Source organism: Planktotalea sp. (assembly GCF_039984035.1).
GTDB lineage: Bacteria > Pseudomonadota > Alphaproteobacteria > Rhodobacterales > Rhodobacteraceae > Planktotalea.
Genome location: NZ_JBDWVM010000432.1, coordinates 1 through 13300 on the forward strand (window position 1 = coordinate 1; position 13300 = coordinate 13300).

General features: G+C 56.0%; 12 protein-coding genes and 1 pseudogene. 6 read left to right on the forward strand and 7 right to left on the reverse strand.

What is annotated here, in order from left to right; genetic code table 11:
- Positions 1–711: pseudogene (locus ABJQ89_RS18955) on the reverse strand (glucose-6-phosphate dehydrogenase); the annotation flags it as partial.
- 186 nt (positions 712–897) lie between these two features.
- Between ABJQ89_RS18955 and ABJQ89_RS18960 the strand changes: the two are divergent.
- The gene (locus ABJQ89_RS18960; protein ID WP_348497717.1) at positions 898–1851 is read left to right on the forward strand and encodes a radical SAM protein; all 954 of its coding nucleotides are present in this window, start codon (positions 898–900) and stop codon (positions 1849–1851) included.
- A gap of 34 nt (positions 1852–1885) precedes the next feature.
- Here the strand turns inward: ABJQ89_RS18960 and ABJQ89_RS18965 are convergent, their stop codons facing one another.
- On the reverse strand, positions 1886–2977 hold the full coding sequence (locus ABJQ89_RS18965; protein WP_348497718.1) for an anhydro-N-acetylmuramic acid kinase: 1092 nt from the start codon (positions 2975–2977) through the stop codon (positions 1886–1888).
- Between the two features lie 64 nt (positions 2978–3041).
- Between ABJQ89_RS18965 and tyrS the strand changes: the two genes are divergently transcribed.
- Positions 3042–4295: a tyrosine--tRNA ligase gene (tyrS, locus tag ABJQ89_RS18970; RefSeq protein WP_348497719.1), complete on the forward strand. Its 1254-nt coding sequence runs from the start codon at positions 3042–3044 to the stop codon at positions 4293–4295.
- 4 nt (positions 4296–4299) lie between these two features.
- Complete coding sequence (locus tag ABJQ89_RS18975) at positions 4300–5139, forward strand: hypothetical protein (protein ID WP_348497720.1); 840 nt, start codon at positions 4300–4302, stop codon at positions 5137–5139.
- A gap of 7 nt (positions 5140–5146) precedes the next feature.
- Here the strand turns inward: ABJQ89_RS18975 and ABJQ89_RS18980 are convergent, their stop codons facing one another.
- The 3 genes from ABJQ89_RS18980 to ABJQ89_RS18990 form a co-directional block, all read right to left on the reverse strand.
- Positions 5147–6112 carry a DUF3179 domain-containing protein gene (locus tag ABJQ89_RS18980; protein WP_348497721.1) on the reverse strand — a complete coding sequence of 322 codons (966 nt, stop codon included), beginning with the start codon at positions 6110–6112 and terminating at the stop codon, positions 5147–5149.
- An 82-nt stretch (positions 6113–6194) separates the two neighbouring features.
- Positions 6195–6758, reverse strand: a complete 564-nt coding sequence (locus ABJQ89_RS18985) for a peptidylprolyl isomerase (protein WP_348497722.1) — start codon at positions 6756–6758, stop codon at positions 6195–6197.
- Positions 6751–7257, reverse strand: a complete 507-nt coding sequence (locus ABJQ89_RS18990) for a peptidylprolyl isomerase (protein WP_348497723.1) — start codon at positions 7255–7257, stop codon at positions 6751–6753. Before ABJQ89_RS18990 ends, ABJQ89_RS18985 begins: the two co-directional genes overlap by 8 nt.
- Before the next feature lie 130 nt (positions 7258–7387).
- On the opposite strand from ABJQ89_RS18990, the gene ABJQ89_RS18995 reads away from it, so the two are divergent.
- The 3 genes from ABJQ89_RS18995 to ABJQ89_RS19005 all read left to right on the forward strand — a co-directional run bounded on the left by ABJQ89_RS18995 (position 7388) and on the right by ABJQ89_RS19005 (position 11282).
- Complete coding sequence (locus ABJQ89_RS18995; RefSeq protein ID WP_348497724.1) at positions 7388–8578, forward strand: phosphoglycerate kinase; 1191 nt, start codon at positions 7388–7390, stop codon at positions 8576–8578.
- A gap of 100 nt (positions 8579–8678) precedes the next feature.
- Positions 8679–10271, forward strand: a complete 1593-nt coding sequence (locus ABJQ89_RS19000; protein WP_348497725.1) for a hypothetical protein — start codon at positions 8679–8681, stop codon at positions 10269–10271.
- A gap of 117 nt (positions 10272–10388) precedes the next feature.
- Positions 10389–11282 carry a fructose bisphosphate aldolase gene (locus ABJQ89_RS19005; RefSeq protein ID WP_348497726.1) on the forward strand — a complete coding sequence of 298 codons (894 nt, stop codon included), beginning with the start codon at positions 10389–10391 and terminating at the stop codon, positions 11280–11282.
- 59 nt (positions 11283–11341) lie between these two features.
- Here the strand turns inward: ABJQ89_RS19005 and lpxB are convergent, their stop codons facing one another.
- Both lpxB and lpxI read right to left on the reverse strand, forming a co-directional pair.
- The gene (gene lpxB, locus ABJQ89_RS19010) at positions 11342–12496 is read right to left on the reverse strand and encodes a lipid-A-disaccharide synthase (protein ID WP_348497727.1); all 1155 of its coding nucleotides are present in this window, start codon (positions 12494–12496) and stop codon (positions 11342–11344) included.
- A 2-nt stretch (positions 12497–12498) separates the two neighbouring features.
- Complete coding sequence (lpxI, locus tag ABJQ89_RS19015) at positions 12499–13299, reverse strand: UDP-2,3-diacylglucosamine diphosphatase LpxI (RefSeq protein WP_348497728.1); 801 nt, start codon at positions 13297–13299, stop codon at positions 12499–12501.
- Position 13300 lies beyond the last annotated feature (1 nt).

Here is a 13300-nt window from a genome sequence, read left to right on the forward strand (position 1 = left end):
CACCATATCGCGCATTGCGCCCGATTGATCGTAATAGCCGCCGCGACCACCAACACCGACGGTTTCGGCAACCGTGATCTGAATGTGGTCGATATATTGGCTGTTCCAAAGGGGTTCAAACAGCATATTGCCGAAACGCACGGCCATCAGGTTTTGAACCGTTTCTTTGCCAAGATAATGGTCAATGCGATAGATTTGCGTTTCTTTGAAGTGCTTCGCGAGCGACTCGTTTAGCGCCTGCGCAGTCGCAAGATCACGGCCAAAGGGTTTTTCCACAACGATACGGCTGTCATCGTCCGCCATGTCAAATCGCTGCAAACGTTCCGCCAAATCGCCGAACAAGCTGGGCGCGACAGAGAAATAGAAGGCGTTGATCAGCTCTTTGCGCACTTTGCCAGCCAGTTCGACCCAGCCGTTTTCACCGCGTGCATCGACAGTCACATAGTCCAAACGCTGCAAGAATTCATCGAGCGTGCCATCCTCGCAAGAACGGTTTGGATCAAACTCGCGGATCGCATCTGCAACAATCGCGCGGAATTCATCTGCATCATGTTCGCCGCGCGCTGCGCCGACAATCTTGCTGTCAGAAGGAATCTGCCCTGCACAATAGCGGCGAAACAATCCCGGTAAAATTTTTCGGCGGGCCAAATCTCCTGTGGCGCCAAAAATCACCAAATCAAAGGGCGAGACGGGAATAACGCGAGAAACCATCGGTATGCTCCTAAAATACTGCGATGCCGTTAGCGCTAACGGCTTTTCAAGGACCCAATAGCGTGACCTTTTGCCAATGTCTAACACTGCTTTGTCACATCACAATGGTGTCAGGCTTTTCAACAGCACTTTTCTGCACCATGATCACGGGGTAAACCCTTAAAAACGCAATCTTAAGGAAGTTCCATGAAAGACCTGACCGAAGCACCGCGCTTGAGTGGAAAATTTACAGACCCAATGGTCACGGCAAAAGGCGAAACACGCGCGCACGTTGCTCTTAGCGACCCTCAGACGCTTTGGTTCAACACGGGAACGCTGTGCAACATTGAATGCGTGAACTGCTACATCCTGAGTTCGCCTAAGAATGATGCCTTGGTTTATATCACGGCAGATGAGGTGAAAGACTACCTCGATCAACTCGAGACGCGCAAATGGGGCGTGCGCGAAATTGCGTTTACCGGCGGTGAGCCGTTTATGAACCCACAGATGATCGACATCACCCGCGCTTCGCTTGAGCGCGGCTATGACGTTTTGATCCTGACGAATGCGATGCGCCCGATGATGCGTAAATCTATGCAAAAAGGCCTGTTGGAGCTGAACGCAGCCTACCCTGGCAAATTGACCATGCGCATTTCAGTGGATCACTGGGCCGAAGAAAACCACAACACGGAACGCGGCGATGGCACCTTTGCGAAAACCATCGAAGGCATGAAGTGGCTGCAAGAAAACGGCTTTGCGATGGCGGTTGCTGGTCGCACCGTTTGGGGCGAAACCGAGCTTGAGTCGCGCGCGGGCTATGGTGCGCTCTTTGCTGAGCATGGATTTGACATTGATCCCAACAATCCGGGTCAAACTGTCCTGTTCCCCGAAATGGATGAAACTGTCGACGTGCCTGAAATCACCACCGCTTGTTGGGGAATTCTGGACAAATCACCCGATGCCATGATGTGCGCCTCCTCGCGCATGGTGGTCAAACGCAAGGGTGCCGAAAAGCCTGCTGTTCTGGCCTGCACCTTGCTGCCTTACTCACCGGAATTCGAACTGGGCAACAGCTTGGAAGAAGCCGAGGGTTCGGTCCAATTGAACCATCCCCATTGCGCGAAGTTCTGCGTTTTGGGCGGCGCAAGTTGCTCTGCGTAAATTCAATTTAAAAACAGCGGTTACCTGCCTTACCTCATGTAGGATAGCTGATATTCCCACCACCGATCAGTGCGCTTACGCCCGTGGTTGTTGGACTACTTGTCGGCAATCCACGCGCCACGCGCACGGCGAGATAGGCAAAGGCTTGCGCCTCTAGCATATCTCCATCAAGGCCGACGTTTTCGACAGGTTCCACGGGGCAATCCAAAGCCTCGTTGAGCATCTTCATCATCACAGGATTATGTCGCCCACCGCCACAAACCAAGACTTTTGCAGGCGGCGCAGGACAATGCTGCATGCCTTGCATCACCGCTGCCGCGCTCATCGCAGTCATCGTTGCGGCGGCGTCGGCATCCGACAATTCGCGAACGAGGTCGAGCATCACAGAGAAATCATCCCGATCCAATGACTTAGGCGGCATTCGCGCGAAATAGGTTTCAGCCAAGAACAGCTCCAGCGCGCCGGTTTCGACCTTGCCCTCGCGCGCCAAAGCGCCGTTTTTATCGAACGGCAGTCCGCGACGTTCTTGCATGAGATCATTAATCGGCGCATTGGCGGGACCTGTGTCAAAGGCCAGCAGCGCCCCTTCATTTGCCGCGTTCTCCTTGCGCGGATCGACCCAAGTGATGTTCCCAACGCCCCCAAGGTTCAAAAAAGCGATGGGTTCGCGTGCAGCGATCCATTTGGCGCAGGCAAAATGAAAGAACGGGGCAAGCGGCGCGCCCTCGCCGCCCATTTGCACATCGTTGCTGCGAAAATCCCAAACGACAGGTGAGCCCGTGGCTTGGCTCAACGCATCGCCATCGCCCATTTGGTGTGTGCCGCGGCCACGTGGATCATGCGCGAGGGTCTGGCCGTGAAACCCAATAATTTCAGCGGAGTATCCATCAAGCGCCTCCAAATGCGCACGCTGCGTCACCTCTAGCGCATCACTCAGATCATCCCCCTGCCAGCGCCCTAAAGCGCCGCGCAAAACCGCGCGCTCGGTGTCGCTATAGGGGCGATAACTGCTTGCGCCGAATGCTTCGATGCGCAGACCGTCGGTTGTCAGTTCAGCCACATCGACGCCGTCCAGCGATGTTCCTGACATTAATCCGACTGCTTTCATGAGCCCGAGCTCTTTCATAGGCTTTTCCTTTGCGCGTCTGCCCTGTATGAGCTTTGCCCAGAGCTAACGGCGGAAGCAAGATATGACATACCATCCCAAATCCGATTTCATTGCAGTGATGATGGAGCGTGGCTTTTTGGCCGATTGCACCGACTATCAAGGCCTTGATGACGCTGCCCTCAAAGGTGGCATGCCAGCCTATATCGGTTTTGATGCGACGGCGGAATCTTTGCACGTTGGATCGCTTATTCAGATCATGATGCTGCGTTGGCTGCAAAAAACCGGCGGCAAGCCGATCACCCTGATGGGCGGCGGCACGACGAAGGTGGGCGATCCGAGCTTTCGCGCCGATGAGCGCCCTTTGTTGACGCCTGAAAAGATCGATCAGAACATCGCGGGCATTAAGAAAGTGTTCAGCGCCTACCTTGATTACGGCGATGGCCCGTCTGATGCCCTGATGATTAACAACGCTGAATGGCTGGATGATCTCAACTATCTCGAATTCCTGCGTGACATCGGCAAACACTTCTCAGTCAACCGTATGCTCGCGTTTGAAAGCGTGAAATCCCGCCTTGATCGCGAACAATCGCTGAGCTTCCTTGAGTTCAACTACATGATTTTGCAGGCCTATGACTTCCTTGAGCTGAACCGCCGCTATGGCTGTGTTCTGCAAATGGGTGGATCGGATCAATGGGGTAATATCGTTAACGGTATCGACCTCACGCGCCGTGTGTTGGACAATCAGATTTTCGGTTTGACCTCTCCCTTGCTAACCACCTCTGATGGTAAAAAGATGGGCAAAAGCGCCGATGGTGCGGTCTGGCTCAACCCTGATATGCGCTCGCCTTACGAGTTCTGGCAGTTCTGGCGCAATACGACGGATGCGGATGTGGGCCGTTTCCTAAAGCTCTACACAGAAATGCCTGTGGATGAATGCGATCGTCTTGGCGCGCTTGCTGGCTCTGAAATCAACGCGGCCAAAGTCATCCTCGCCAATGAGATCACTAAGCTGTGCCATGGCGCAGACGCAGCAGCAGCGGCCGAAGCCACAGCGCGCGAAGTCTTTGAAAAGGGCGGCGTAGGCGATGATCTTCCGACTTTGGAACTCACGCGCGAAGAGCTGGGCGATGGTCTGTCCATCGTGCAAGCCATCGTGCGCGCGGGTCTTGCAAAATCTGGTAAAGACGCAAAACGCCTGATCAATGAGAACGGCGCAAAGATAGACGATGCGCCGCTGAGCGATGCAGGCCTTATGCTCGACGCGGCTGCGCTGTCTTCGCCCATCAAGCTGAGCGCAGGCAAGAAACGTCATGCTCTGATCGTTCTGAAAGGGTAATATCATGCTCCGCGCCACTGCCGCCCTGCTTCTTTGTGCTAGCCCGTTGGCGGCGCAAGACTTCTATGGCCAAGCGACCCTGTCCTTTGGTCAAAGCGACACCGTGGGTACACCTGTCGGATTGCAAGGGGCAGATGGGACCTTGGGCACGGGTCGCGCGGAGCTGAGCTTTGGCCGTCTCTCTGACAATGGTCTTTATCTACAAGCCGACCTTGGCCTGACAGCGACTGACAACGGCAACGCAGCACCCAATACAGCAAACACCAGCAACAGCCTTGTGCTGCGCGCGGGTCGCGCGGCGGATCGCTTCAGCTACGGTGCCTTTGTCGGCGCGCTACAATCGGATCATGACAACGATGCAACCGACGATGCTATGCGCTTGCTCGCGGGTGTTGAGGGCGCTTGGGCGCTGAATGAGCGTTGGTCGTTCAACGCTCATCTGGGCTATCTCACAGGCGATTCTGGCAGCGATAGCGTGGCGACTGTCACGGATGGTGTATTCACTGGCGTCGGCATCACCTTAGCCGCGAATGACGCACTGAGCTTTGGCACATCTATCGGCTATCTCAACGCACAAATGGATGCGCCGAGCACTGTCGTTGAACTTTGGACGCTGGAGCTGCGCGTCGACTATGACATCGCGTCTGTGCCGGGCCTCTCCGTCTTTGCCGCCGCGCAATATGGTGAAAGCCATCAGAAAGAGATCGTCGGACTTGATGATATCACCGACACCACAACGATCATGGCCGGCATCACCTATCGCTTTGGTCGCAAGGGTCCAAAGACAACCAATCTTGGTTACCTTGAACCCTATTTGAGCAACACAGGCGGCATCCTAGAATAAGCGCGGCCTAGCCCCCGAGCATCCATGTCCCGTTTGGCCAAAACGCATGGAAGGCAAAGGCGAACATGACGTCATGGGGTAAATCCCGACCAGCTGCGTTTTTGACCCGCACCGTCCCCACATCGCGCCCTTTGCTGATTTGCGATGCATCCAGCGCCGATGATTGCCCTGATGTCCACGACAGCGTGACGCCGTTTTCTGTGACGGTGCCAAGCTCGGCAAGCCGCGTCAAAGGCCATGCAGCATCGCCCACGCGCACAACGCGCACCAAGGCGGGAATGTCATGGGGTGGCAGTTCACCATTATAGAGAAACGGTTTGGTCGAGCTGTCATAGCTCACATAGGGGTTGCGGCCGTATTGGCGGGAAAAGTCAGGTTCGGCCATGACCAAGCCTTCGGGATGGCGCGTGCGGAACTCATCCCAGCTTTCCATCCATGTGGGCAGTTGCTTTAGCTTAACCCCTTGAAGATCGCCAACAATCGACTCACCAATGGCTTGCTGCCACCAGCTTTCGGTTTCACGGTCATACATCACCATGTCCGAATTGCGCAGTTTGCCAGAGACGCCGAATGTCAGCGTGCCCTGTTTGATGCGACGATCAAAGGTGATGCCAGAATTACAAAGCGGGCAGAAGGTCACCGCGACAGGTACGCCGCCGACGGTGTCATTCGCGATCTCATGCCAAGTCAAATAGCGCACGGGATAGGCCCGCGCGTCGCCGTTGATTTCAACAGTGATAACCGGCTCGGAGCCTTTGATGCGCCTCTCACTGGACGCGCGTTTGAACTTGGGATCGCTCAGCGCAGGAATACCATCCTTGGGCGGGCCACCTGAAAGGATTTCGCCCCAGTTGGAAATCGCAGACTTTGAGAAGTTGGTCTTTGGCCATTCGTGTTGCCACTGACTTGGGTTCGCAGACACAGTCGCGGCGGCCAAGCTTAGGCCAATCGTCAAAAGCAGTTGTTTAAACATAAAAGCACCCTCCAGACATATCCGAAGGGTGCTCTATTTTTAGGCATATGCATAGGGCTGCACACGCAGATGTCAGATGATATTACTCTGTCACCGTGACGGTTTTCATCACATCGGGCGCGCCAACAACGGCGCCATTGCCGCCTGTGCCGAGCTTGATTTGATCCACGATATCCATGCCGCCCGTGACACGGCCAACGACCGTATATTGGTTGTTCAGGAATTCACCGTCATCAAACATGATGAAAAACTGGCTGTTCGCGCTGTTCGGGTTCTGGCTACGCGCCATGCCCACGATACCGCGCTTGAACGGTTCGGATGTGAACTCAGCGGCAAGATCAGGCTTGTCTGATCCGCCAGTACCGGCGCGGCGCAGGTTGCCGCCTTCTTTGCCGTGCTCAACATCACCCGTTTGCGCCATGAAGCCTTCGATCACGCGGTGAAAGACAACGCCATTATACGCGCCTTCAGCAGCAAGCTCAGCCAAACGCGCAGCATGGTTCGGGGCCAGATCCTCAAGAAGATCGATAGTGATGGTGCCATTGGCGCCCTCACCTGCGACTTCGATTTGAAGACCTGTGGCCAGCGCCGGAGTTACCAAAACTGGGCTGGCCATCAAAGCAAATGCAGCTGCGAGCTTACGCATCTGCAGCAACTTTCACAGAAACCATGCGGTCAGGGCTCGCAGGTGGCTCGCCGCGTGTGATCGCATCGACATGCTCCATGCCTTCGATGACACGGCCATAGACTGTGTACTGACGGTTCAGGAAGTGGTTGTCAGAGAAGTTGATGAAGAACTGGCTGTTCGCAGAATCTGGGTTCTGGCTACGCGCCGCGCCGATTGTGCCGCGGTCATGTGGGATGCCAGAAAACTCTGCAGGCAGATCGCCAAGGTCAGAACCGCCCGTACCCGCCATACGCAGGTTGAAGTTGTTTTCCATGTTGCCGTTCGCAACATCGCCTGTTTGCGCCATGAAACCATCGATCACGCGGTGGAAGGCAACATTGTCATAGGCACCGGAACGCGCCAGTTCTTTCATACGATCGCAGTGCTTTGGCGCGATATCTGGCAGCAATTCGATTGTGACTGTGCCGTCTTTGAGTTCCAGCAGGATTGTGTTTTCGGGGTCTTTGATCTCGGCCATGGGGCGCTCCTTAGATTTAATTGGTGCAATACCTAAGGCGCAAAGTCGCGATTGCCAAGGCAGGCATTGACGATAGGCCCTCAAGGCGGCAAAGACAGGCTGAAAACAACCTTTACCTAAGGATAGCACCATGAGCTGGACAACTTTGGATCAGATGGACCTTAAGGGCAAACGCGTGCTGACGCGCGTTGATATCAACGTGCCAATGGAAAACGGCGTCGTCACGGATGCAACGCGCATTGAACGCATTGTACCGACTGTGAAAGACATTCTGGCTGCCGGCGGCCACCCGATCCTTTTGGCGCATTACGGTCGCCCCAAAGGCGAGCGCGTTCCAGAGATGAGCCTGCAGCAACTCGTTCCAGCCCTTGAGGCCGGTTTTGGCGCGGATGTTGTATTCGCTGCAGATTGCATCGGTGCAGGCGCTGAGGCCGCAGCAGGCGCATTGCAGGCGGGTGAGGTGCTATTGCTGGAAAACACCCGCTATCACGCGGCTGAGCCGAAGAATGATCCTGAGTTCGCTGCCGAGATGGCAAAACTGGGCGATATCTATTGCAACGATGCCTTCTCCGCCGCGCACCGCGCCCATGCGAGCACCGAAGGTTTGGCGCGCTTGCTCCCGTCTTGTGCTGGACGCCTCATGCAACAAGAGCTGAGCGCGCTTGAAGGTGCACTTGGCACGCCAAAGCGCCCTGTTGTTGCGGTTGTGGGCGGCGCGAAAGTGTCTACCAAACTGGAACTGCTCGGCAATCTCGTTGAAAAGGTCGATCACCTCGTCATCGGCGGCGGCATGGCAAACACCTTCCTCGCCGCGCAAGGCATCGATGTGGGCAAATCATTGGCCGAGCACGATATGACAGACACGGCGCTCGAAATCCTCGCCAAGGCCTCAACATTGGGCTGCAACATTGTTCTACCCTCTGACATCGTCGTCGCGCGTGAATTTAAGGCAAACGCTGCAAATGAGACGCTGGCTGCCGACGCTTGCCCCGCGGATGCGATGATCCTTGATGCGGGTCCTGCAACCGTCGCAAAGATCACAGACATCTTGGACAGCGCCAAAACCCTGATCTGGAACGGCCCGCTCGGCGCGTTTGAAATCGAACCGTTTGATGCCGCAACCAACGCAGCCGCCGCTTATGCCGCGACCCTGTCCGAAAAGGGATCACTGATTTCTGTCGCCGGCGGCGGCGATACGGTTGCCGCGCTGAACCAAGCGGGCGCTGCAGAGAAATTCACCTATATTTCCACCGCTGGCGGTGCGTTCCTTGAGTGGATGGAAGGCAAAACGCTTCCAGGTGTTGCTGCGCTCGAAGGCTAAGAGCAAAGCTTTCGATCAAGGGTCAGGTTTCCCCACCCTTGATCGAAATAGGAAACTGAGTACCCTAAGGCTCTTTTTTTAGCAGCCTTAGGATTTTGTGATGTCCCTATTTAGAAGATTGACCCAGACGACTGCGCTGACTTGTGTTCTCGCAGTTCCGCTCCACGCTCAGGAGCAACCCATTGAAACGCCAGTCACAATTTGGGACGCGCTGTCGCTCGAAAATTTCTTAACCATGGCCGTGCAAAGCGCGATGCCCATGTTGCGCGTTCTGGCGGATGTAAGATACGATCAAATCGATGTGGACCCCGTGCGCAACCGCATGGCGTTGGTCGGCGTCGATATTCGCCCGTTCCTTCCTTATGTGGAAGACGATTCCTGCAAGATCACTGCCGATTCAATCGTCTTTAGCGGACAACCCGTTGACCGTCTTCAGGGCTACCGCATTTCCGCTGCTCTCGAAGGCGCTCTGCTTGGCTTTGATTGCCTCCCGCAAGAGGCGCGGCCCGTCGTCGGGCTGCTCGGTCTCGAAAATATTCGCATGGACCGCATGACCGTCAACGTGAATTACGATTTCGCCTCTGGCGGCGCGATGGTGCACTTTGGCGCTGATATCGACGATCTTGCCTCGCTCTCTGGCACGGCTGATCTTGATTACATCAGCTACCGTATGGATTTGGACACCGAAGAAGTTATGCCAGCCGCTTACGTGAACCACATCCAAGTAACGCTGGAAGATCGCGGCGCTTATGCTGCGGGATCGCGCATGGCCCCTCCAGGCATGTTGGACCCTGCCGCGCTGGAACAAATCATCCCGGGCGCATTGGCTGAAATGTTTGGTGAGATGAATGGTTTTGAATCCAAAGGCCTATCTTCAGAACAAGAGGCGTTCATCGCACAGGCGGTTGATACGGCCCAGACCTTTGTCGCGAACGCCACGCAAATCGTGATCGAGACAGGCGCGCCTGCAACGCCTGTGCGCCTTGGGGAAAGCGATTTTGAAGACCCCAATGCGATCTTTAGCAAACTGGCCCCCACAATCAGCACCGCGCCCAAAGCCATCGGCGGCGGCATCAGCGCGGCTGAGTTAAAGCAAGCCATCGACGGGCTTTTGCCGACAGAACGTAATCTAGAAGTTGGCACAGCCTTGCTGACTGGCGTCGGCGCACCGCGCAATACGACGCTGGGTCTACGCCTGCTCGATCCATTGGCAAAAGAAGGTAATCCTGCCGCAACCGCGCTGATGGCCAATGCAATGCAAGACAGCAATCCGCCAATTGCCTATCGCCTTGCCTTGCATGCCAGTTCCAATGGCCAATCTGGTAGTTTGGCACTGATGAACCATCTCGAAGATGAGCTGCCTTTGATGGAGCTGCTCAATGTGCAGGATGATCTGCTGGGCGGCGGCGGACCTGTCGCCTCCGACTTCGCATCCCTTGGCGACGTGCGCCGCGCGGCCCGTGCGCATCTGCTCGGCACAACGCGGATCAGGTCCTATCGCGCCGCCTACTACTGGGCCTCAGTTGGCGCTGCGGCGGGCGATGTCGCCTCTGTCGCGATCCGTGATGAGATCAACACCATCATGCGTCTGCGCGGTGCAAACGCGGCTTGGAGCGAAGTGCAAACGAGCCTAGAGAACGGCGTTTTGCGTGATTGGGTCGGGCGTGATTTACCAACCGCGCTTCAAGAATAGCTAAATGTTTCGAACATCTTAACTGTTAGCGCAACCGTTAGCGCCATCAATATTGCGCGCTGACGGGAGCTGCCCTACACCGAGGTAAATTAGCAAATATTTACAAGGTGTGCTCCCATGACAAACTCCCAAATGGCTGACAAAATTCGTGCAGGACAAGGGTTCATCGCAGCACTCGATCAATCTGGTGGCTCCACGCCAAAAGCGCTCAAACTCTATGGCGTCGAAGAGAATGCCTACAGCTCAGACGCGGAAATGTTCGATCTTATCCACGGCATGCGCGGACGCATCGTATCCTCCCCATCTTTCACAGGTGAACGCGTCGTTGGTGCGATCCTTTTTGAAATGACCATGGATCGTGAGATCGGCGGCAAACCTTCTGCGAAGGCGCTTTGGGAAGACAACAACGTCGTGCCATTCCTTAAGATCGACAAGGGTCTTGAGGATGAAGAGCACGGCGTTCAATTACTCAAACCTATTCCAGGTCTTGATGCCCTGCTCGCGCGCGCTGTGCAAAATGGAATTTTCGGAACCAAAGAACGCTCCGTCGTTCAGGCGGCAAACCCGCGCGGCATTCGTGCCTTGGTTCAGCAGCAATTCCAATTGGGCAACCAAGTGCTTGCAGCGGGCCTTGTCCCGATTATCGAGCCTGAGGTGACAATTTCTATCGCAGACAAAGCCGAAGCAGAGCAAATCCTGCTGGAAGAAATCACAGCCGCGCTCGACACCGTGCCCGCGGGTCAACAAGTCATGTTGAAACTGACATTGCCAGAGAAAGAAAACCTCTACAAATCGCTGGTGGATGATCCACGCGTGATGAAAGTGGTTGCTCTGTCAGGTGGGTATTCGCGCAATGAAGCGAACGCGCGTCTGTCCAAAAACACAGGCATGATCGCATCCTTTAGCCGCGCATTGACCGAAGGTCTGTCCGCGCAACAAGCGGATGCTGATTTCGACGCAACGCTGGACGTGACAATCGGTGAAATCCACGCAGCCTCTGTCGCTGGCTAATTTATTCAACGAGATGAAGACTGAAACGCCGCTCTTTCACAGGGGCGGCGTTTTGCGTTCTAATGCTGCGTGCGCCCTGCGCTTAACCCATCGATAACAGCGCGCGCGGCGCGCAGACCTGGCGCTTCACCGCCCTGCCCGAGCCGCTGCATCGTCAGCGCCATCGCATCGCTCTGTTTGCTCGGGTCCTTGATGAGGTCGAGCAAACCATCGGCAATCCGCTCTGGCACGCAATCAGCGCCGATAAATTCAGGCACAGCGCGCGTCTCGGACACTAGGTTCACCAAAGTCACCGTATCGACCTTGAGCATGCGCCCGATGATCTGGCGCGACAGCCAATTCATGTCATAGGCGATCACCATCGGGGTTCCTGCTGCTGCCAGCTCCAATGATACTGTTCCCGACGCAGCGAGCGCCACATCCGCCGCTTTGAACGCTGCGCGTTTCAGCGCTTTGTCCTCAGAGCGGATAACCAAAGGCTGCACAGGCCAGTCTTTGACGGCCTCACGCACCAATTCTTCAACGGGCGCGGCTGCTGGTATGACCATGCGCAAATCAGGGCGCGCCTTAACAACAGGCGCTAAAGCGTCCCCAAAGATCGGCGCAAGGCGAGAAACCTCGCCGCGCCGCGATCCGGGCAAGATCAGCGCAAGGGGTGCATCACCGATGCCATGCTCTGTGCGAAAGGCTTTCGCGTCTTCCTCGCTCGCTTGCACATCCGTCACCACGGGATGGCCGACGAAGTCGCAGCGCATTCCAGCGGCTTCCATATAGGGCGGCTCGAACGGGAAAAGCGCGAGCACATGGTCGATATGGCGGGCCATTTTCGCAGCCCGTCCCGCGCGCCATGCCCAAACCGTTGGAGCGACGTAATGCACGCAAGGGATTTGCGATTTCTCTTTCACGAGCTTGGCGACACGCAATGAAAATTCGGGAAGATCAATGGTGATCAGGACATCAGGCGATGTATCGACAATCTGATCCGCTGTTTCCGAGATGCGACGCTTAAGGTGCCGATATTGCGATAGAATTTCCGAAATTCCCATGATGGAAATCTCTTCCATCGGGAACCGACTGCTTAGCCCCGCTTCAATCATCCGTGCGCCGCCGATGCCGTCGAATTGCACATCAGGCATAAGTTCGCGCAGCCCATCCATGAGCGCCGCACCAAGCTTATCGCCCGAAGGTTCACCCGCAATGATAAAGACGCGCATGATCAGAGGTCCTGCGCAATAATCGTGATGCCTGCGTCTGCTGCGCGTTTCATCGTCTCATCCTGAGCGAGCACGATGACAGCCCCAGCGGCCAAGGCGATAGTGGACAGACCAGCAGCGGCCACCGCGTCGATGGTATCGGGGCCGATGGTCGGCATATCGACACGTAAATCCTGTCCCAGTTTCGGCGCTTTGACGAAAACACCGCCGCCCTTGCGCAGATGTTTTGGCGTTTGCGCAACGAAGCCAAGCAATGCGTCAGTGCCTTGCAGCGTCTCAATGCCGAGGCAGAGACCGTTTTCAACCGCAACACCCTGCCCGACATCTAACGGGCTAAGCGTGTTCAGGATGTCTGCGCCGCGCGCCACATCTGCAATACCCTGGGCCGTCAAAGGATCGCCAGACAATACACCCGCCGCAACCGTCAGGCTTGGGTCAATCTCATGCGCGCCGCGCACGGCAAAACCCTGTTCCTCAAAAATCGCAATGACCAGACGCAAGAGCGCATCATCGCCCCCTTGCATCGCGGCAATCAAACGCGGGGCAAGAGCCATCATCACAGGATCAAAGGCGTTTGGGTCAAGCGGCGGACGAGACATGCCGCCAGCCATCACGACCTCAGTCACATCCTGATCCTTGAGCGCGGCAAAGAGCGCGCCCATCTTTTCGAACGAATGTTCTTGTGCGCTGTCGCCCAGATCATGGGCCACACCTGCAAAACTTATCCGAACCGCATCGCTGCGCAGATCGGCGAGGCGGCGCGGAAGATCGCCGCCGCCGGCCAGAATTGCGAGGCGCGACATC